17 protein-coding genes are annotated in these 19,606 nt (G+C 66.6%); 2 read left to right on the top strand and 15 right to left on the bottom strand.

Going from position 1 to position 19,606, the window contains the following annotated elements; all coding sequences use genetic code 11:
- A partial coding sequence (locus BM297_RS19500; protein ID WP_175526692.1) for a 4Fe-4S dicluster domain-containing protein occupies window positions 1-210 on the top strand: 210 nt, incomplete at its 5' end.
- A 70-nt stretch (window positions 211-280) separates the two neighbouring features.
- On the opposite strand, the gene BM297_RS19495 is transcribed toward BM297_RS19500, so the two are convergent.
- The 8 genes from BM297_RS19495 to BM297_RS19460 form a co-directional block, all read right to left on the bottom strand.
- Complete coding sequence (locus BM297_RS19495; protein WP_139231092.1) at window positions 281-709, bottom strand: hypothetical protein; 429 nt, start codon at window positions 707-709, stop codon at window positions 281-283.
- 279 nt (window positions 710-988) lie between these two features.
- Entirely contained in the window at window positions 989-2,650 is a 1,662-nt protein-coding gene (locus tag BM297_RS19490; RefSeq protein ID WP_092434923.1) for a fatty acid--CoA ligase, read from the bottom strand.
- Between the two features lie 80 nt (window positions 2,651-2,730).
- On the bottom strand, window positions 2,731-4,509 hold the full coding sequence (locus BM297_RS19485) for an acyl-CoA dehydrogenase C-terminal domain-containing protein (RefSeq protein ID WP_092434921.1): 1,779 nt from the start codon (window positions 4,507-4,509) through the stop codon (window positions 2,731-2,733).
- A 78-nt stretch (window positions 4,510-4,587) separates the two neighbouring features.
- Window positions 4,588-7,146 (bottom strand): efflux RND transporter permease subunit, encoded by a 2,559-nt coding sequence (locus tag BM297_RS19480; protein WP_092434919.1) that lies wholly within the window; start codon window positions 7,144-7,146, stop codon window positions 4,588-4,590.
- A gap of 33 nt (window positions 7,147-7,179) precedes the next feature.
- Complete coding sequence (locus tag BM297_RS19475) at window positions 7,180-8,253, bottom strand: WD40/YVTN/BNR-like repeat-containing protein (RefSeq protein ID WP_092434917.1); 1,074 nt, start codon at window positions 8,251-8,253, stop codon at window positions 7,180-7,182.
- Window positions 8,254-8,378: 125 nt separating this feature from the next.
- Window positions 8,379-9,737: a DUF1329 domain-containing protein gene (locus BM297_RS19470; protein WP_092434916.1), complete on the bottom strand. Its 1,359-nt coding sequence runs from the start codon at window positions 9,735-9,737 to the stop codon at window positions 8,379-8,381.
- A gap of 40 nt (window positions 9,738-9,777) precedes the next feature.
- Entirely contained in the window at window positions 9,778-11,733 is a 1,956-nt protein-coding gene (locus tag BM297_RS19465; protein ID WP_092434914.1) for a DUF1302 domain-containing protein, read from the bottom strand.
- 49 nt (window positions 11,734-11,782) lie between these two features.
- A complete protein-coding gene (locus BM297_RS19460; RefSeq protein WP_092434912.1) occupies window positions 11,783-12,394 on the bottom strand; it encodes an RBBP9/YdeN family alpha/beta hydrolase in 612 nt (203 codons plus the stop codon).
- Window positions 12,395-12,647: 253 nt separating this feature from the next.
- On the opposite strand from BM297_RS19460, the gene BM297_RS19455 reads away from it, so the two are divergent.
- Window positions 12,648-13,667 carry an AraC family transcriptional regulator gene (locus BM297_RS19455; RefSeq protein ID WP_092434910.1) on the top strand — a complete coding sequence of 340 codons (1,020 nt, stop codon included), beginning with the start codon at window positions 12,648-12,650 and terminating at the stop codon, window positions 13,665-13,667.
- Window positions 13,668-13,754: 87 nt separating this feature from the next.
- Here the strand turns inward: BM297_RS19455 and BM297_RS19450 are convergent, their stop codons facing one another.
- The 7 genes from BM297_RS19450 to BM297_RS19420 all read right to left on the bottom strand — a co-directional run bounded on the left by BM297_RS19450 (window position 13,755) and on the right by BM297_RS19420 (window position 19,489).
- Window positions 13,755-14,507, bottom strand: a complete 753-nt coding sequence (locus tag BM297_RS19450) for a hypothetical protein (protein WP_139231091.1) — start codon at window positions 14,505-14,507, stop codon at window positions 13,755-13,757.
- Between the two features lie 193 nt (window positions 14,508-14,700).
- Window positions 14,701-15,330, bottom strand: a complete 630-nt coding sequence (locus BM297_RS19445; protein WP_092434906.1) for a CoA transferase subunit B — start codon at window positions 15,328-15,330, stop codon at window positions 14,701-14,703.
- Window positions 15,331-15,332: 2 nt separating this feature from the next.
- Window positions 15,333-16,043 (bottom strand): CoA transferase subunit A, encoded by a 711-nt coding sequence (locus tag BM297_RS19440; RefSeq protein WP_092434904.1) that lies wholly within the window; start codon window positions 16,041-16,043, stop codon window positions 15,333-15,335.
- Between the two features lie 116 nt (window positions 16,044-16,159).
- Window positions 16,160-17,170: a YeiH family protein gene (locus tag BM297_RS19435; RefSeq protein WP_092434902.1), complete on the bottom strand. Its 1,011-nt coding sequence runs from the start codon at window positions 17,168-17,170 to the stop codon at window positions 16,160-16,162.
- Window positions 17,167-17,493, bottom strand: a complete 327-nt coding sequence (locus BM297_RS19430; RefSeq protein ID WP_092434900.1) for a Rieske (2Fe-2S) protein — start codon at window positions 17,491-17,493, stop codon at window positions 17,167-17,169. The genes BM297_RS19435 and BM297_RS19430 overlap by 4 nt, the downstream gene beginning before the upstream one ends.
- On the bottom strand, window positions 17,490-18,161 hold the full coding sequence (locus BM297_RS19425) for a DsbA family oxidoreductase (RefSeq protein ID WP_092434898.1): 672 nt from the start codon (window positions 18,159-18,161) through the stop codon (window positions 17,490-17,492). The genes BM297_RS19430 and BM297_RS19425 overlap by 4 nt, the downstream gene beginning before the upstream one ends.
- Window positions 18,158-19,489, bottom strand: coding sequence for an MFS transporter (locus BM297_RS19420; protein ID WP_092434896.1), 1,332 nt, complete (start codon window positions 19,487-19,489; stop codon window positions 18,158-18,160). The genes BM297_RS19425 and BM297_RS19420 overlap by 4 nt, the downstream gene beginning before the upstream one ends.
- Window positions 19,490-19,606: the final 117 nt, after the last annotated feature.

Genomic DNA, 19,606 nt, shown 5'->3' with positions numbered 1-19,606 from the left:
AAGAACCTGCCGCTGTACGACGAGCCGGCGCAGCGCTACTGCCCGGCCGGGGTGTACGAGGTGGTCAGCCTGGAAAGCGGCGAGAAGAAGTTCCAGATCAACGCGCAGAACTGCGTGCACTGCAAGACCTGCGACATCAAGGACCCGGCGCAGAACATCACCTGGGTCACCCCGGAAGGCACCGGCGGGCCGAACTACCCCAACATGTGACCAGGCAGGAGAGCTGCCCCGAGAAGGGGCAGCTCTTTACTCCCTTCCTACAGGTCGCACCGCCGGCGACTCAGATGATCTCGCCGCAAAAAAGGTCGAGACGGCCATCGGCGGGACTGCTGCGCACGACAATGCTGTAGTTTCCGCCCCGCAATTGCTCGAGGGCGACCGGAACTCGCTTCGACAGGTGTCCGAAGCTTTCCACCCGCACGACATTGTTCATGTCGTAGGCAGGTTGCGCGCCGAGGGCCTTGCAACTGCCAGGATAGATGTAGGTGTAGTAATGCAGGGGCACTGTCACATGGGACGGTGCGCCACTGAGTGCGAAGACGATCGCCGTCCTGCCCCTCTCGGCCACCAAGGTCGCCCGGCCGATCTCGGCGGTATTCTGAGGGCTGGCCTCCAGCTCGATTGAAACCAGCCCTCGTTCTTCGCTCATTCCGTAGCTCTGGCTCGCTACTGCTGCAACCATCAACGCCAGCCAAGCTTTTCTGTTCATCGCTCGTGTCCTCCACGAAAACATCGCTGTGACCGACAAAGGACGAGCATCGACCGTACGGGACGGTTGAGCGCATCCCGGCGGCCCTTTCAGACTAGTTCTGGCGCGAGGGTTTCTGGACAGGATTGGCGTCTTTTTGAAACTCTTTCGCAACAACGCCCTGTGACGTTATTGCAAGACCTGCGCAAGCGCAGAAACCGGGGAGTTCCCCCGGTTTCTGCCTGTGCTCCTGCAGTGACCGGGACCCCGAGGGGCGGCCAGTCAGTCACCGGTTTTCATTCATGCACTGGATGCAGCCCCGGCCTGCTCGGTCTCGCGGATCAGCCTCTTGTTGATCTTGCCGACGCTGGTCTTGGGAATGTCGGCGACGAAGCGGATCTGCCGTGGGATCGCCCACTTGTTGATGCGCCCGCTGTCGACGAATTGCAGCAGGTGCGTCTCGATGGCCTGCTGGTCGAGGCTCTCGCCCGGTTTGCAGACCACCAGGGCCAGCGGGCGCTCGCCCCACTGCGCGTCGGGAATGCCCACCACCGCGACCGAGTTGACCGCCGCGTGCGAACTGATCAGGTTCTCCAGCTCCAGCGAGCTGATCCACTCGCCGCCGGTCTTGATCACGTCCTTGATGCGGTCCTTGATCTCCACCACGCCGCGCGCGTCGATCGAGGCCATATCGCCGGTGTGCAGCCAGCCACCCTCCCAGAGTTCGGCGCCCTTTTCCGCCTCCTTCAGGTAGCCCTGGGTCAGCCAGGGCGCACGCACGACGATCTCGCCCAGCGACTGGCCGTCGTGCGGCACCTCGTTGCCCGCGCCGTCGACGATGCGCAGGTCGACCAGCGGGATCGGCACGCCGGTCTTGATGCGCTGCGGCAGCTGCTCCTCCATCGGCAGCGCCAGATCTTCGCCGCGCAGGTGGGTCAGGCACAGCAGCGGACAGGTCTCGGACATCCCGTAGCCGGCATGGATGAGCATGCCCTTCAGGCTCGCCTGACTGGCCAGACCGAGGGTCAGCGCGCTGCCGCCGAGGAGCATCTTCCAGCCGGCGAAATCGGTGTGCCTGCCTTCGTCGCACTCGAGGAGCATCTGCAGGATGGTCGGCACGCAGTGGGAGAAGGTCACCCCCTCGTCGCGGTACAGCCTGACCAGGGTGTTCGGCTCGTAGCGCCCCGGGTAGACCTGCTTGACGCCCAGCGCGGTGGCCACGTAGGGCACGCCCCAGGCATGCACGTGGAACATCGGCGTGATCGGCATGTACACGTCGTTGGAGCGCAGCAGCGGCTGGCCCTCGTAGGCGGCGAAGGTGCCCAGCTCGTTGAGGGTGTGCAGCACCAGCTGGCGGTGGGTGAAGTACACGCCCTTCGGATTGCCGGTGGTGCCGGTGGTGTAGAACATGGTCGCCACCGAGTTCTCGTCGAAGTCGGGGAACTCGAAGTGGCTGGCGGCGCCGGCCAGCAGCGCCTCGTACTCGCCTACCACCGGGAGTTGCGTGGCCTTGGCATTGCTCTCGGTGAGCTGCACGTAGCCCTTCACCGTGGCCAGCTCGCCGTGGATCTGCTCCAGCAGCGGCAGGAAGTCGTCATGCACCAGGACGATATCGTCCTCGGCATGGTTCATGGTGTAGACGATCTGCTCCGGCGACAGGCGCACGTTCACCGTGTGCAGCACCGCACCGAGCATCGGCACGGCGAAGAAGCATTCCAGCGAGCGGTGGCTGTCCCAGTCCAGCAGGGCAACGGTGTCGCCGGCCTTGATGCCGGCCGCGCTCAGCGCGTTGGCCAGGCGCTGGATGCGCTCGTTGAGGGTGCGGTAGCTATAGCGCAGCTTGTCGGAGTAGACGATTTCCTGATCCGGCTGGTAGCGCACCCCGGACAGCAGCAGGCGCTTGATCAGCAGCGAGTAGTCGTAGGCACCCGGTGCTGGCGGAATTATTTTTGTCTTCGCCATGATCTTTACTCCCAACTCTATTCTTTGACTCTTGTTCTTGTGAAACGGAGAGGCCGTTGCCGACCTCCCGTGACTGTCGATCAGAACTGCTCGGCGTCCAGCAGGTACAGGCTGTCGCTGCCGGCCTTGACCGAGGCGCTCAGCGAGTGGATGCGCGGCAGGATGCGCGCGAAGTAGAAGCGCGCGGTGCCGAGTTTGCTGGCGTAGAACTCGTCCTCGCCCTGCCTGGCCAGCGCGACGGCGGCCATGCGCGCCCACAGCCAGGCGTACACGGTGTAGCCGAAGGCGTGCAGGTACTCGACCGAGGCGGCGCCGATCTCGTTGGGGTTGGTCTGCGCCTTGTCCAGCACCCAGGCGGTCAGCTCATCAAGGTTGTCCACGGCGGCCTTCAGCGGCGCGCTGAACTCGGCCAGCGCGGTTTCGGCGCCGGCGATGAACGCATTGATCTCCGCGGACAGGTGCTGGTAGTAGCTGCCGCCACTGGCGACCACCTTGCGGCCCATCAGGTCCAGCGACTGGATGCCGTTGGTGCCTTCGTAGATCTGGGTGATGCGGCAGTCGCGGATCAGCTGCTCCTGGCCCCACTCGCGGATGTAGCCGTGGCCGCCGAACACCTGCTGGCCGTGGATGGTGGTTTCCAGGCCCATGTCGGTGAGGAAGGCCTTGGCCACCGGGGTCAACAGGGCGACCAGTTCCGCGGCGCGCTTGCGCGTGGCGGCATCCTCGCTGTACTTGGCGAGGTCGAGCTGCAGCGCAACGAAGCTGGAGAAGGCGCGGCCGCCCTCGTTGAGCGCCTTCATGGTCAGCAGCATGCGGCGCACATCCGGATGCACGATGATCGGGTCGGCCGCCTTGTCCCTGGCCAGCGCGCCGCTCGGCGCGCGGCTCTGCAGGCGCTCGCGGGCGTACTCGACGGCGTTCTGGTAGGAACGCTCGCCGAGGGCCAGGCCCTGGATGCCGACGCCCAGGCGCTCGTAGTTCATCATGGTGAACATGGCGTTGAGGCCCTTGTTCAGCTCGCCGACCAGGTAGCCGGTGGCGCCGTCGAAGTTCATCACGCAGGTGGCCGAGGCCTTGATGCCCATCTTGTGCTCGATGGAGCCGCAACTGACCGCGTTGCGCTCGCCCAGCGTGCCGTCGGCCTCGACCAGCACCTTGGGCACCAGGAACAGCGAGATGCCTTTCGCACCGGCCGGGGCGTCCGGCAGCTTGGCCAGCACCAGGTGGATGATGTTCTCGGACAGATCCTGCTCGCCGCCGGTGATGAAGATCTTGGTGCCGCTGACCTTGTAGCTGCCGTCGGCCTGCGGCTCGGCCTTGGTGCGGATCATGCCCAGGTCGGTACCGGCGTGCGGCTCGGTCAGGCACATGGAGCCGGCCCAGCGGCCTTCGTACATGGCCGGCAGGTACTGGGCCTTGAGCTCGTCGCTGCCGTGGTTGAGCAGCGCCAGGCAGGCGCCGGCGGTCAGCATCGGGTACAGGGCGAAGGACAGGTTGGCCGAGTTGACCATCTCCTCGACCTGGGCGCTGATCACCTTGGGCATGCCCATGCCGCCGAACTCCGGCGAACCGCCGACGCCGACCCAGCCGCCTTCGGCGTAGGTCTGGTAGGCCGCGGGGAAGCCGGCGGGGGTCTTCACCGCGCCTTCGCTCCAGGTGCAGCCCTCTTCGTCGCCGCTGCGGTTCAGCGGTGCGATGATCCCTGCGGTGACCTTGCCGGCCTCCTCGAGGATAGCCTTGGCGGTGTCGGCGTCGACCACGTCGGCCAGTGCCGGCAGGTCGGCCCATTGTTTGGAAACTTCGAAGACCTCGTTGAGCACGAAATCCATGTCGCGAAGGGGCGCTTTGTAGTCAGACATTGGAAACTCTCACCCTGATTTATTTGTGTTTTTGTCGTAGCCGTTGCTTGCGCGCTGACGGAGTCACGAACCGGCCATTCACCGCTGGTTTTGTAGCAAGCCACCCTCGGCGCAGACTTCGACCTTGAGGTGGATTTGCGGGTGGACTTCGGTGGAGCTCGAGGTGGAAGCGCGCTCCACCGGCTTGGCGGCGACGGCGCCGGTGCGCTTGTCCGGCAGCAGGAAGTACGACAGCGCCGGGATCAGGATCAGCGCGCCGAGCATGTTCCACAGGAACATGAAGGTCAGCAGGATGCCCATGTCGGCCTGGAACTTGATCGGCGACCAGACCCAGCCCACCACGCCGGCGGCCAGGGTGATGCCGACCAGGCCGACCACCCGGCCGGTGAAGGCCACCGCGTTCTCGTAGGCGTCGGACAGCGACATGCCCTGGCGCTGGTAGTGCAACTGCACGCTGAGCAGGTACAGCGCGTAGTCGACGCCGATGCCCACGCCGAGGGCGATCACCGGCAGGGTCGCCACCTTGACGCCGATGCCCATCGCCACCATCAGCGCCTCGCACAGCACCGAGGTCAGCACCAACGGCAGCAGCGCCACCAGCGTCGCCCGCCAGCTGCGGAAGGTGAACAGGCAGAAGATGGTCACCGCCAGGTAGACGAACAGCAGCATGGTGCGGTTGGCCTCGCGCACCACGATGTTGGTCGCCGCCTCGATGCCGGCGCTGCCGGCTGCGAGCAGGAACTGGCGCTCCGGGGTGCTGTTGTCGCGGGCGAAGCGGTCGGCGATGGCCACCACTTCGTCGAGGGTCTCGGCCTTGTGGTCCTTGAGGTAGGCGATCACCGGCATCACCGAGCAGTCGGTGTTGAACAGTTCCGGGGCGTTGACCGAGGCCTGCTGGGCGGCGTAGTTCAGCATGTCCTGGTTGCGCTGGATGCTGTTCAGCTTCGGGTTGCCCTCGAAGGTACCGGCGGTGATCTGGCGCACCGCGTTGACCAGCGACACGGTGGTCTGCACCCCCGGATGCTGCTGCAGCTCCCAGGCCAGGCGGTCGGCGAGGACCAGGGTCTGGTAGTTCAGGCAGCCTTCCGGCGCGGTCTTGATCATCACCGCGAAGGTATCGCTGGACAGCGCGTAGTGGCTGGTGATGTAGGCGTTGTCGCGGTTGTAGCGTGAGTCCTCGCGCAGCTCCGGAGCGCCGCTGTCGAGATCGCCGATCTTCAGCTGCAGGCTGACCACGAAGCCGCCGATGCCCATCAGCGTCGCCACCAGCACGGCGCCGGTCGCCCACTTGCGCGTGGTGAACAGGTCGAGCAGGTCCCACAGCTTGCCGAAGCCGCGGTGCTCGGCGGCCCGCGAGTCGATGATCATGGCCCGCTCGGCGGCCTTGCGGCCGACGCCGATGTAGGACAGCGCCACCGGCATCAGCAGCAGGGAGGTGAAGATCAGCACGGCCACGCCGATGCTGGCGGTGATCGCCAGGTCCTGGATCACCGGGATGTCGATCAGCATCAGCACGGCGAAACCGACCGCGTCGGCCAGCAGCGCGGTGACCCCGGCGACGAACAGGCGGCGGAAGGTGTAGCGCGCGGCGATCTGCTTGTGGGTGCCGCGGCCGATGTCCTGCATGATGCCGTTCATCTTCTGCGCCGCATGCGACACGCCGATGGCGAAGATCAGGAACGGCACCAGGATCGAATAGGGATCGATGGCGTAGCCCAGCCAGGCGACGATGCCCAGCTGCCAGACCACCGCGGTCAGCGAGCAGAACACCACCAGCAGGGTGCTGCGCACGCAGCGGGTGTAGAGGTAGATGATGACCAGCGAGGTGACCACCGCCAGGGCGAAGAACATCATCACCTGGAGCAGGCCATCGATCAGGTCGCCCATCAGTTTGGCGAAGCCGATCACGCGGATCTTGTACTTGCCGCTGCCCTCCTCGCCGCTCGCCAGCGCCTCGGTGTCGCCAGCGAACTCGTACTTGGCGCGCAGCTTGTCCTCGAGCATCCGCGAGAACTTGTGGTAGTCGATGCCGTGGCCGGTGGCCGAGTCCTGGTCGAGCAGCGGCACGATCAGCATGCTCGACTTGAGGTCCTTGGCTACCAGGCTGCCGATGATGCCGGCGCGGTTGATGTTCTGCCGCAACTGCTCGATGTCAGCCGGCGAACCTGCATAGTTGTCGGGCATCACCGTGCCGCCCTGGAAGCCTTCCTCGGTGACCTCGGTCCAGCGCACCGCCGGGCTCCACAGCGACTTCATCCAGGCGCGGTCGACGCCCTCGGCGAGGAACAGCTCGTCGTTGATCTCCTTGAGCACGTTCAGGTACTCGGGATCGAAGATGTCGCCCTCGGTGTTCTCCACCACCACGCGCACCGAGTTGCCGAGGCCGCGCAGCGACTGGCGATTCTCCAGGAAGTTCTGGATGTACGGCTGACTCTGCGGAATCATCTTGTCGAAGCTGGGACGCAACTCCAGGCGGGTGAGCGCCATGTAGCCCAGCACCAGGGTGACCAGCACCATGAACACCACGAACATCGGGCGGTAATTGAAGACCAGCCGCTCCAGCAGGTTGCCGGACCGTTGATCGAACTCGCTGAGGTCGCGAATCACCGGCATGGTGTCTTGCTTGATGTTGGCCATCGCTAGGTACTCTTTTTGTAATTCTTATGGGTCTTATTGAAGGGCCAGCGTGCGCACGCCACGCTCACCCACCAGCACTAATTCACCGGCACGATCGACGGCCACGCCGGCGACCGGCGCCAGGCTGTCCTGCGCCACCGGCGCGAAGCTCGCGCCGCCGTCCTTGCTGAGCAGCGGGTGACCGGCCTGACTGAACAGCCAGAAGCGCCCGGCATCGTCCAGGGTGGCCGCGGTGATGCTGACCGGCAGCCCGGTGTCCACCTGGCTCCAGCTCTGCCCACCGTCGGTGCTGCGAAACACATGGCCGCGCAGGCCGTAGGCAAGCACCTTGCCCGGCTTGCCGACCACGCCGAACCAGGTGCCCTGGTAGGGCGTCGGCAGGGCCGCGAAGCGCTGCTGCCCGGCATCCCACTTGAGCAGCAGACCCTGTTCGCCGGCGAGGTACAGCTCGCCGTCGACCGCCGAGATGCTGTTCAGATGAAAGCCCTGCGAATTGTCGGTGCTGTCCTGCATCGGCACCCACGTCTGGCCGCCGTCGCGGGTAGCAAGGATCAGGTTGAACACGCCGACCGCGTAGCCGCGCTGCTCGTCGGCGAACCAGACATCGAGGAACGGCTTGTCGGCGCCCTCGTCGACCAGCCGCTGGCCTTCGGCGACGAACTGGGCCCACCGCTCGTTGGCCGGTTCCGCACTGGCCAGAGCGCGGTAGTGGGCGAGCACCCGCTCGCCGATCTGCCGGCCGTCCAGCTGCTTCACCCAACTGGCGCCACCGTCGGCGCTGTGCAGCACCACGCCATCGTTACCCACCGCCCAGCCCTGCTTGGCCGTGGGGAAATGCACCGCGTTGAGGTCGGCGCTCACCGGCACACGGGCCTGCTGCCAGTCCTTGCCGCCATTGTCCGAGTAGAGAATGTGGCCGCGCTGGCCGACCGCCACCAGGCGCTCGCCCGCTTGCGCCACATCGCGCAGCGGGCTGCGCACCGCCAGAGCACTCGGCTTGGCCGGCAGGTCGAGTACATCCACGTATCCAGCCGCCTGGACCACGCCCTGCAGGGAGGCCAGCGTGATGCCCAGCGCCAGCAGCGCGCACTTCTTGAAGGAACCCATACCGCGTCCTCTTGGGGAACCGCACCAGGCAGCACGGGGTGCCGCCCGGCGTCGAATCGGGAGCTGTCGCAACGGTCCCCTCCGACCCGCTGTGCGCCGACCGGAGGGGGACTTGCACGCTGCGCTTAGCGGATACCGGCGCCGGCCAGGGACTCCGGCGACCACTGGGTCTTGGACAGCGGCTCGATGTAGCGGATACCGCCGTAAGGGCCGACCACGCCGTTGATGTTGTAGGTGCCGCCGATCAGGTCGTAGATCATGAACGGGGTGGCATCCGGGGTCTGCTTGTCATAGCTCTGGGTCAGGAAGGCGAAGGAGCCGCGATACAGCTGGCCACGGGCGTCATACTGGTCGGAAGCCAGGGCGACCCAGCTGTCCTCGTCCAGGAAGAAGCGGCGCTTGTGGTAGATGTGCCGCGCACCGGACTTCAGCTTGCCCTCGACGACCCACACGCGATGCTTCTCCCAGCGCACGAAGTCGGGCGACAGATGATTCGGCGTGGTCAGCTGCTTGGGATCCTTGGCGTAGGTCAGCTGGTAGGTGTTGTACGGGACGTACATCTCCTTCTTGCCGACCAGGGTCCAGTCGTAGCGGTCCAGCGCACCGTTGAAGACGAACACGTCGTCGTAGGTGCCGGAGCCGGAGGTGCCCGGGTTCGGGGTGTCGTAGGCCAGGTTGGGCGCCAGCTTCACGCGGCGCTGGCCCGGCAGGTATTGCCAGGCGCTGCGCGGCTGCACCAGCGGGTTGGCGGCGTCACGCAGCATGATCGCCTCGCCGGCGCGGCGGGCCGGCGCGGTGTAGGCCAGCTTCATCTGGTAGTAGGTGTCCTTGGCGCCGATCGGCTTGGACAGGTCCTCGTAGATCGGGTAGCTGATGTGCGCCTGGCCGGTGGTGGACAGGGTCGGCTTGCCCGCGGCGTCGACGTTCCAGGAGTCGTACTTGGAGGAGATGCTCACGCCCTGGTAGCGCAGCAGGAAGTTCCACATCGCTTCGGCACCGGTCTTCGGGATCGGGAACGGAATGCCCGGCAGCACGTTGTCCACCGCGCTGCCACCTTCCTTGGACTGGGCGTTGACGGCGTTCTTCAGGGTGTTGTCGAGCACCGCCTGCGGCAGCGCCACCGAGCGGTGGGTCGGATAGACATCGACGCGGAAGGTCGGGAAGCGCTTGGCCAGCTCGATGGTGGTGGCGGTCAGCTGGTCCTTGTACTGGTCGACGTTCTTGCCGTCGATGCTCAGCAGCGGCTTCTCGCCGGCGAAGGGATCGGGGCGCACGCTATCGCCGTTCTTGAAGCCGGCCGGCGGGGTGGTCAAACCGCCCTTGTAGGCCGGAATGGCGCCATCGGCGCTGGCGGCCGCATCGGCGCCGACCTTGGTCAGGCTGGTGCCGAGCTTGGCGGCTTCGCCAGCGGATACGGCAGCGTGGGCCTGGCCGGCGATGGCCAGGGCAAGGGAAGCAGCGATCAGGGTATGCACGAATTTCATAATTATTGTTTTCCTGCTCAAAGGCTGAGAAACACGCGAATCAGAAGGTGGTCTTGAGGGTCAGGTAGACCGCGCCGCGGTCTTCCGTGGTCGAGCCACCACCGGAGAAGGACGAGTAGCCGCCGCCGTAGCAGGTGTAGTCCTGCTCGCCATCGAAGGCGTTCGGGGTGGCACCGTCGGTCTGGCCGTCATGGCAGGCCTCCGCTTCACCGAAGGCATCCACGTACTTCAGGTCGACGAAGTACTGGTTGTAGATCGCGGCGCTCAGGCCGATCGAGTAGTTGCCGGTGTCTTCGGCGCCGCCGCCCTGCACCGGGGAAATGCCGTCCAGGCCGAGGTTGACGGAAACCGGCATGCTCAGGTCCACGCCGGGGAAGACCTGGTACCAGGTCGGGGTGAAGTTGACGCCGATGCCCCAGTTGTCGCGGGTCGGCTTGTCGATGCCGCGGTAGCTGCTCTTGCCCTTGTAGAGCGCCTCGTTCTCGCTATCGAGCTCGAGCAGGTTGCTGTAGTACAGCTCGCCCAGCAGGGTGGCGGCATCGAACAGCGGGGTGTCGCCCATGGTCATCAGACCGTTGAGGGTCCAGTGCAGGGTGTCGCCGGTGGCGCTCATGCCGTTGCCGTCGCTCGGCGCGGTATAGATGATCCCGGTGGCCGGCGAGCGGTCCGGCAGCACGCCGAAGCCCGAGCCCAGCCCAGCAGGGCTGGTGGAGCTGAGAATCGCCGGAATGCTGGACAGCGGCATGTTGTGGCGGATGTTCAGGTCGCTGCCGACGCTGATGCCGGCGACGTCCTTGGACAGGCTCAGGCCGTAGATGTCGATGTCGTCGGCGTAGGCGAACTGGTAGGTGGCGCTCTGCAGCGAGTTGTACAGGTTGCCGATGGCGGCCGACTGGCTGCCGGGCGGGGTGCCGAAGGGCCCCGTGGCGACGGTCAGCCCGCGGGCATCGAGCCAGGCCTGCGGCAGGATCTCCGAACTGTTGCGGTAGTAGACACCCAGGGTGCCGTCCAGCCACTCCGGCGACCACTTGGCCATCACGCCCCAGTCGCCGCGCTTGTCGGGGCTCGCATCGTCGCCGCGACGGATGGTGGTCAGCGCGCCACGCACGGGAATCAGTCCTGGGGTGCCGGTATGGCCGAGAAGGAAGCTCTGTGCGCCCTCGCCGACCAGGTCGGAACCGCCGTAGTAGGTTCCGGCCTCCGGCAGGCGCGCCTCGTCCCAATCGAGGAAGTACTGGGCGCCCAGGGTCAGCTCGGGATTGACCTGGAAGGAGGCGGAAATCTGGTTGCGCGGAACGAACAGCTCCTTGGCTTCGGTACCCGGCGAGGCCGCCAGCTTGGCCAGGTCCAGGCCCGACTGGCCGTAGCTCAGCGAGTGCACCGGGTTGAGCAGGGTCTCGCCCCAGAACAGGTTGTGCTGGCCGATCTTGGTGCTGAACACCGACTGCTCGCCCACCTCGGTCTTGTAGAACACGAAGGCGTCGAGGATTTCGCCGGACGGGCCGCTGTAGTAGCGCTGCGCGTAGTTGCTCAGGTGCGGGCTGCCCAGCGGGATGCCGGTGCCCGGCAGGCCCATCAGGCTCGGGTTGATGCCCGACTGGGCGCCGTTGCCGTTGACGAACGGATTGGAATTGGAACCGGTGTTGTCATAGGCCTTGTCGTACCAAGCGGCACCGCTGACGCGAAAGCCCATCGACTCCTTGTAGATCACGTCCACCTCGGACAGCAGGTAGACGCGATTGGTGATGTTAGTCCCGGACTTGCGGAAGTTGTAGTCGCCGTCGTTGTTGTTCGGCGTGGCCAGCAGGCGCTTGTCGGCGCTCTCGGTGCGCACGCCGTAGTTGTACTTGACGGTGTTGTCGAAGCGAACGGCCCAGTCCTCGCTGCCGGTATCAACCTCGATGGCCTGGGCGGCGGGCACGGATGCCAGCATGATGGCCGAGGCCAGCAGACTGAGGCGCAGTGGACTTACGCCGTGATTCTGGTGGTGATGCATTGCGTTATCTCCGCTTATTTTTATTGTTGTTAACGTTGGTGTTGGCAATTCAGCGGCCGATTGCGGCGGAAAGGGTTGCCGGGCAACTCCCCTCCTGGCGATCCAGCACTTCGATGAATTCTTCTGCCTGCGGCCAGGGGCCGTAGCCGGCAGCCGGATTGAGGTGGCCGACCGCGCCGACATTGACCAGCTGGCTGCCCCAGCCGTCGGCCATGCGGGCGACCGCCTCGAGACTGGCCAGATGGTCGTTGCTGCTGGCCGCGACCAGGCTGGGGAACGGCAGCGGGCCGCTCGGCAGCGGGTCCCAGCCGTTGGCGCGCAGGGTGTCCGGTGTCGGGTAGCCTTCGGGCCAGGCGGCCTCGAGATCCGGCGGCGCGGCCAACAGGGCGCCCTTGATGTCGTGGCGATGGCGGGCGGCCCAGTGGGCTACCATCAACACGCCGGCGCTGTGCGCCACTAGGATCACCGGACCGTCGATCTGCGCCAGTTCGCGCTGGATCGCCTCGACCCGCGCGACGCAGCTGAGCTTGTCGGTCTGCAGCGGCGGCACCGAGCGGACCTTGGCCAGGCGGGCCTCCAGCAGCGTCTGCCAATGCTCGGCAACGTGGTCGCGCAGGCCGGGAACGATCAGGACGGTAGCGGCGGTTTGCAGTTTTTCCACTTCGGCACCCTTGCTCTGAATCTCGAGGTCGGCTGGATAGCCAGCCTTCGAGACCCACAGTAAAGAGCCCTCCCCCCGGTCGCTTTACATTGCGCGTCAGGCACTTTTCATTTGATGACAGCGCTGCCCCACTGGCGGGGGCCTGCCAGGGAGCTGGACAGCGGATGGCTTTTCATTTCGTGACGCCAAGGCTATAAGTGAGGCCCCGCCAGCGTAGCGGGACGCCATTTGACAAAGCATGGGAAACAACAAGATGACCGCCCTCGCCCGCGCCGCCGTGCTCACCAACTACCTGGAAGTCGCCCGCCACCTGGGCCTGAACGGCCAGAGTCTGCTCTCGCAGGCGGGTCTCAGCGTCTCGCAGCTGGACGATCCCAATAAGCGCATCCCGGTTGCCGCGGCGGTCAGCCTGCTCGAGGAGTCGGCGCGCGTCAGCGGCTGCGAAACCTTCGGCCTGCGCATGGCCGAACTGCGCCAGCTGTCGGACTTCGGCGAGATCAGCCTGCTGCTCAGCCACCAGCGCACCCTGCGCGACGCCCTGCAGGTGATCGTCCAGTACCGCCACCTGCTCAACGAGTCGCTGGCGATCCACATCGAGGAGGCCGGCAAGACGGTGATCATCCGCGAGGAAGTGGTCACCGACCGGCCGGCGCACAGCCGCCAGGCCATCGAGCTGGCGGTCGCCGTGATGCATCGCTTCTGCGCCGCCCTGCTTGGCGCGCACTGGCATCCGCTCAGCGTGAACTTCACCCACGAAGCGCCAGCCGACCTGACCGTGCACCGGCGCATCTTCGGCTGCAAACTGGAGTTCGGCAGCGAGTTCAACGGCATCGTCTGCCCTGCCGCCGATCTGGACACCGCCAACCCGCTGGCCAACGCCGCCATGGCGCGCCACGCGCAGCGCTACCTGGACTCGCTGCAGACCGCAGGCGAGCATTCGGTGGTGTTCGACGTGCGCAAGACCATCTACCTGCTGCTGCCGATGGGCCGCGCGACCATCGAGCAGATCGCCGAGAGCCTGGGGATGAACGTACGCACCCTGCAGCGCCGCCTGGAGGAAGGCGGCGCCACCTTCAGCGAGTTGATCAACGGCGTGCGCCGCGACCTGGTGATCCGCTATCTGGAGAACCCGGGCTACTCGCTGGGGCGCATCGCCGACATGCTCGGCTACTCGATGCCCAGCTCCTTCACCCGCTGGTTCATCTCCCAGTTCGGCATGCCGCCGGCGGCCTGGCGCGCCGAGCACAACATCGTGCCGCGCAAGGAACGCTGAGCGGCAAGGCCGGATGGTCCTCGCCGCGGCGAGGCTCCACGCGCCACAGGCCCACCAGCCGCGCTGGCTGGCGGGGAGTCGGCGGGATCAGCGGCTGTTCTGCACGACCGTCAGCGCCAGCTCGTCGAGATCGGTCACCGCGCGACTGAGGTAGAACTCGGCGCCACCGTGGCCACGCTTGCCGTCCTGCTGCAGCTGGCCGCGCACGAACTGGTAGTTGCCGTGGATCTTGCTCAGCGCAACCGCATGCTCGGCGTGCTGCGCCAGCAGCGCGGCGAAACGGGCCTCGATGGTCTGGTCGAGCGCCTGCAGGCGCGCTGACGTCATGACCAGCTGCTCCTTGCCCGGCAACGGGTAGTGGCGCAGCTGGTAATCCAGCAGGAAGCTGGCCAGGGCGCGGCTCTGCTCGCTGAGCAGCGGCGACGCCGCCTCGCCGGTCAGGTTGCGCTGCTCACCGGCGTAGGCTGCTGCGGCGGCCTGCTGCAGTTGCAACTGGTGGGCCAGCAACTGCTGGATCAGCGCCGGATAGCGCTGCTTGTCTGCCGGTGGCAGGCCGTCCAGCTCGGCGAACACCTTCTTCATCTCGCCCAGCGGTTGCGCCAGTACGGCCGGCTGGCCGAGCTGCTGGACGGCGGTCTCCAGCGTCTGCAGGTGATGGAATACCGAGGTCAGCAGGCGCGGGTCGGGCGTTCGCTCCTTGGGGTTGAAGTAGAGCATGGCGCTGGCACACAGCAGTTGGCTGCGGCTGTCCAGCTCGCTCAACTGCAGGGCGCTGCGCTCGTCGGCCCCGACCGGCGAACACAGTAGAAACAGTACACACAGCAATGATTTCGCTCGCATCGTCCCTACCCTCTGGTCTTGTTGTTATCTCAGGTCATGCGGCCGATCCGTTGATCGGCAGTGCCTGGCATTGCGCCAGGGCAGCCGCCCGCCGGCCACGCGGCGCGGCCGGGCGAGCGGTTGGTTTCCCGGCAGCGCCCGAGGCGGGCGCCACCGTGGAAAGCAGGTGAAACGGGACTGGTTGGCTGACTGATCAGCGCAGGATGGTGCAGCCGGTCGCGGCCTGCAGTTCGTCGAAGCTCACGCCCGGCGCCATCTCCACCAGCTTGAGGCCGGCCGCGGTGACATCCAGCACGGCCAGGTCGCTGATGATGCGGTCGACCACGCCGACGCCGGTCAGCGGCAGGTCGCAGCGCTCGAGGATCTTGTGCGCGCCGCCCTTGGCGGTGTGTTCCATCAGCACCACCACGCGCCTGACCCCGGCCACCAGGTCCATCGCCCCGCCCATGCCCTTGACCAGCTTGCCGGGGATCATCCAGTTGGCCAGGTCGCCCTGCTCCGACACCTGCATGGCGCCGAGCAGGGCCAGGTTGATGTGGCCGCCGCGGATCATCGCGAAACTTTCCGCGCTGTCGAAGAAGCTGCTGCCCGGAAGGGTGGTGACGGTCTGCTTGCCGGCGTTGATCAGGTCGGGATCGACCTCGGCCTCGGTCGGGAACGGGCCGATGCCGAGCAGACCGTTCTCGCTCTGCAGCCAGACGTCCATGCCCTCGGGGATGTAGTTGGCCACCAGGGTCGGCAGGCCGATGCCGAGGTTGACGTAGAAGCCGTCCTGCAGCTCCTGGGCGGCGCGCTGCGCCATTTCTTCGCGGGTCCAGGCCATGTTCAGTTCCCCTCTGCCGGTTTGGAAAGCGTGCGGACTTCGATGCGTTTTTCCGGGTTGGCATTGAGCACCAGGCGCTGCACGTAGATACCCGGCAGGTGGATCTGGTCCGGGTCCAGTTCGCCGATCTCGACGATCTCCTCCACCTCGGCGATGCACACCTGGCCGGCCTTGGCGCACAGCGGGTTGAAGTTGCGCGCGGTCTTGTCGAACACCAGGTTGCCGGCCTTGTCGGCCTTGGCGCCCTTGATCAGCGCCACATCGGCGGTCAGCGCGCGCTCCATGACGTACCACTCGCCGTCGAACTCGCGGGTTTCCTTGCCCTCGGCGACCAGGGTGCCGTAGCCGGTCTTGGTGAAGAACGCCGGGATGCCGGCGCCGCCGGCGCGCAGCTTCTCGGCCAGGGTGCCCTGCGGGGTGAATTCCAGCTCCAGCTCGCCGGCCAGGTACTGGCGCTCGAACTCCTTGTTGCCGCCCACGTAGGAGGAAATCATCTTGGCGATCTGCCGGCTGTACAGCAGCGGACCGAGGCCGAAGTCGTCCACCCCGCAGTTGTTGCTGATGACGGTGAAGCCGCGCTTGCCGGTCTCGCGCAGCGCCTCGATCAGCGCTTCGGGAATGCCGCACAGGCCGAAGCCGCCGACCGCCAGGGTGATGCCGTCCTCGACCAGCCCGTCGAGGGCGGCGTAGGAGTTGGGATAAAGCTTGTTCATCGCATCGTCTCTTTCTTGTTGATTACCCGCAGCCTGGGAACTCTCTGTAGGGGCGAATTCATTCGCCAACATGCCCCGTCAAGGCGAATGAATTCGCCTCTACGACGTCCCTGCGATCACAGGACCCAGTGCATCAGCGCCAATACCAGCGCGACCAGGAAGGCGGTCTCGCCGACCATCAGCAGGATCGGCTTGATGCCCACCGAGGCCAGCTCCTTGAGCTGGGTCTTCATGCCCAGCGCGCTGATCGAGACGACCAGGCACCAGCGCGACAGCTCGTTGACTCCGCCCTGCACCGCCGCCGGCACCCAGCCGGTGCTGTTGACGCAGGCGAGGATCAGGAAGCCGACGGCGAACCAGGGCAGCAGCGGCGGGCGCTTGCCGGTGGGGTCGGCGCCCTGCATGCGGGTGATCATCGCGGCGGTGACGATCACCGGCAGCAGCATGGCCACGCGCATCAGCTTGACCACGGTGGCGGTGTCGCCGGTCTCCGGGGACATGCTGTAACCGGCGCCGACCACCTGGGCGACGTCGTGGATGGTGGCGCCGAGGAACACCCCGGCGGCCTGCGGCGACAGGGCGAACCAGTTGGCGATCATCGGGTAGAGGATCATCGCCAGGGTGGACAGCGCCGACACGCCGATCACGGTGAACAGGGTGGCGCGCTCCTTCTGCGGGTGGTTGGGCAGCGCGGCGGCCAGCGCCAGCGCGGCCGACGCGCCGCAGATGGCGGTGGCGCCGCCGGTGAGCATGCCGAACAGGCGCTGGAAGCCGAGCGCCTTGGCCGCCAGCACCGACACGCTGATGGTCACCGCCACCAGGATCACCACCAACGCCACCGGCTTCCAGCCGAGACCGGCGATCTGCTCCAGGGTGATGCGCATGCCTAGCAGGGCCACGCCGATGCGCAGCACGGTGCGCGCGGTGAACTCGATGCCCGCCTTGCACTTGCCGTCCACGGAGAGGAAGTTCAGCGCCATGCCGAGCAGCAGGGCGAACAGCATCACCGGCGCGCCGTAGTGCTCGGAGAGGAAGCTCGCCGCGGCGGCGGCGATCAGGCTGACGATGAAGCCCGGCGCCAGTTCGCGCACGCGGCTGTTTACATGGACGAGAGCGATGGCGCTCATGGCGCGGACTCCTCGGAAGCGATGACGATGAACACCCGGTCGTCCTGCACCTCGACCGGATAGCTGGCGACCTTGAGCGCGGTCGAATTGAGTAGGTAGCCGCTGACCAGGTCGAAGCGCAGACCATGGGCGCAGCACTGGATCACCCGCCCATCCAGGCGGCCGCCACACAGCGAGGCGCCCTGGTGCGGGCAGCCGTCGTCGATGGCGTAGAGCTGGCCGGCGACGTTGAACAGCGCCAGGCTCTTGTCCGCGAATTCGACCAGCGCGCGCGCACCGGGGACCGGCACCTTGCCGGCGGGGACTTCGTAGCGAGCGGTCATGCCAGCTGTCCCTCGGCGTCGCGGCGCGCCAGGGCGGCGCGCATGGCGCCGAGCAGCACCTCGGCCGACTGCGAGCCGGATACCGCCAAGTGGCGGTCGAAGACGAAATAGGGCACGCCATTGCCGGCCATGCCGGCGGCGTCGCCGAAGAAGGGCCAGCCATCGCCGCGCAGGTTGTCGACCAGCTCAGCAGGCGCGAAGCCGCAGTCTTCGGCGATGAGCAACAGGGTGGCGGGATCGCCGAGATCCTCGCCGTTATGGAAATAGGCCGCGAACAACCGCTCCAGCAGGGCCTCGACCTGCGCCGGGCTACCGATGGCGGCGGCGCGCTCGAGCAGGCGATGGGCGTCTCCGGTGTTGGGCATCCGCTCGATGCGGGCGAAGTCGATGCTCAACCCGGCGGCGGCGGCGGCCGCCTCGCGCACCTGGGCCTGGCGCAGGCGCACGGCCTGCTCGCTGCCGAGGCGGCGCAGGTAGAACTCGGCGAACGGCACGCCCGCGGCCGGCAGGTCCGGCAGCAGCTGCACGCCGTGCCACTCCAGTTCGACCTCGACATCCGGCCGGGTGGCGCGCAGACGGGCCAGCGCGCGCTCCAGCTGGCGCTTGCCGATCAGGCACCAGGGGCAGATGAAGTCGAAGAACACCTCGATATGCAGCGGCTGGCTCACGACTGGGCCTCCAGTGCCGCTTCGGTGGCGGTTTCCTCGACGCCCTCGCCCTGCAGGCGGGCCATGTCGTTGTGGTAGTGGCGCTTGGCGTAGAAGAACACTGCCGCCGCCGCGATGCTGACCAGCGGCACCAGCTGGAAGGCGTTGTCCAGGCCGATCAGGTCGGACACCTTGCCGGTGATCAGCGGCCCGGTGGCCAGGCCCAGCAGGTTGTTGGCCAGGGTCAGGGTGGCGAACGCGGTGCCATGCACGGTGTAGTGGGTCAGGTTGGCGACCATGGCGCCGGCCGGGCCGGAGGTGCCGGCGGCGATCAGCATGCCCAGGCAGATCATCACCAGCTGGGCGGAGCCGACCGGCAGGGCGAAGGCCAGCGACAGCAGCAGGCAGCTGCCCAGGCAGTAGGCGATGGCCAGGGCGATCTTGCGGTCAGGACGGTTGCGGCACAGGCGGTCACTGAGCATGCCGCAGAGGACCATGCCAATACCGCTGCACAGCACGATGATCGCTGACACGGCGCCGGCCTTGTCGGTGCCCATCCCGTAGTAGCGGTTCAGGTAGCTGGGCATCCAGACGATCACGGTGCCGCCGACGAACAGCTGCAGGCCGCTGCCGATGTAGGCGGACAGCACCGAGCGGCTGGAGTACAGGGTGCGCAGCGGGCGCTGGGCCTTGAGGGCCGCCTGGCTGGCGGCGTCGGCCAACCGCCGGGGGGCGATCTTCGCCTCGCGCACGATGACCGGATAGAGCAGCGCCAGGGCCAGGCCGAACAGCGCCATGCCGGCGAACGCCCAGCGCCAGCCGAAGTGCTGGGCCATCACCCCGCCGAGGGCCATGCCCAGCACCGAGCCGAACATGCCGCCGGAGATGAACGCGCCGGACAGGGTGGCGCGCATCTCGCGGGGGAACACCGAGACCACCACGGCGATGCCGACGCTGCCGTAGGCGGCCTCGCCGACGCCGACCAGGAAGCGGGCGACGAACATCTGCTGGTAGTCCTGCGCCAGCGCGCAGCCGAGGGTCGCCAGGCTCCACAGCACCGCCATGAATGCCAGGCTCTTGACCCGGCCGAAGCGGTCGGCGAGCAGCGACAGCGGGAAGGTCAGCAGGCCGACCATCAGCGCGACTATGCCGCTGAGCAGGCCGAGCTGGCTGTCGGAGAGTGCCCACTCGCCCTTCAGCAGGGGGAACACGGCGTTGAGCACCTGCCGTGACATGTAGTCGGAGATCAGCAGGCCGAAGGTCAGGGCGAAGACGATCCAGGCATAGCGGCGCGGGATGCCGATCGAGGTGTCTTCGCCGTCATCGGCGGTCGGGTGGTAGGCGGCCATGCTGCCTCCTTTATCTGTCTGGCGAAGGTAATTATTGTTATGGGTCATGCCTGACCGGGTTCTGCAAAGGCTTCGCTGCAGGGTGAAGCCTTTGCGCAACCTCTATGGAGCGTAGAG

The sequence above is a fragment of the Geopseudomonas sagittaria genome, from assembly GCF_900115715.1.
Classification (GTDB): domain Bacteria; phylum Pseudomonadota; class Gammaproteobacteria; order Pseudomonadales; family Pseudomonadaceae; genus Geopseudomonas; species Geopseudomonas sagittaria.
Note: the sequence above shows the minus strand (reverse complement) of the source record. Positions and strands in the feature narration are given on the sequence as shown.

What these genes read in the sequence shown, in the direction of transcription:
- BM297_RS19465 (WP_092434914.1), bottom strand. Translation starts at nt 11,733, where the DNA reads ATGCATCACCACCAGAATCACGGCGTAAGTCCACTGCGCCTCAGTCTG.
- BM297_RS19490 (WP_092434923.1), bottom strand. Translation starts at nt 2,650, where the DNA reads ATGGCGAAGACAAAAATAATTCCGCCAGCACCGGGTGCCTACGACTAC.
- BM297_RS19435 (WP_092434902.1), bottom strand. Translation starts at nt 17,170, where the DNA reads ATGAGCGCCATCGCTCTCGTCCATGTAAACAGCCGCGTGCGCGAACTG.
- BM297_RS19445 (WP_092434906.1), bottom strand. Translation starts at nt 15,330, where the DNA reads ATGGCCTGGACCCGCGAAGAAATGGCGCAGCGCGCCGCCCAGGAGCTG.
- BM297_RS19455 (WP_092434910.1), top strand. Translation starts at nt 12,648, where the DNA reads ATGACCGCCCTCGCCCGCGCCGCCGTGCTCACCAACTACCTGGAAGTC.
- BM297_RS19495 (WP_139231092.1), bottom strand. Translation starts at nt 709, where the DNA reads ATGAACAGAAAAGCTTGGCTGGCGTTGATGGTTGCAGCAGTAGCGAGC.
- BM297_RS19485 (WP_092434921.1), bottom strand. Translation starts at nt 4,509, where the DNA reads ATGTCTGACTACAAAGCGCCCCTTCGCGACATGGATTTCGTGCTCAAC.
- BM297_RS19480 (WP_092434919.1), bottom strand. Translation starts at nt 7,146, where the DNA reads ATGGCCAACATCAAGCAAGACACCATGCCGGTGATTCGCGACCTCAGC.
- BM297_RS19440 (WP_092434904.1), bottom strand. Translation starts at nt 16,043, where the DNA reads ATGAACAAGCTTTATCCCAACTCCTACGCCGCCCTCGACGGGCTGGTC.
- BM297_RS19450 (WP_139231091.1), bottom strand. Translation starts at nt 14,507, where the DNA reads ATGCGAGCGAAATCATTGCTGTGTGTACTGTTTCTACTGTGTTCGCCG.
- BM297_RS19420 (WP_092434896.1), bottom strand. Translation starts at nt 19,489, where the DNA reads ATGGCCGCCTACCACCCGACCGCCGATGACGGCGAAGACACCTCGATC.
- BM297_RS19470 (WP_092434916.1), bottom strand. Translation starts at nt 9,737, where the DNA reads ATGAAATTCGTGCATACCCTGATCGCTGCTTCCCTTGCCCTGGCCATC.
- BM297_RS19430 (WP_092434900.1), bottom strand. Translation starts at nt 17,493, where the DNA reads ATGACCGCTCGCTACGAAGTCCCCGCCGGCAAGGTGCCGGTCCCCGGT.
- BM297_RS19475 (WP_092434917.1), bottom strand. Translation starts at nt 8,253, where the DNA reads ATGGGTTCCTTCAAGAAGTGCGCGCTGCTGGCGCTGGGCATCACGCTG.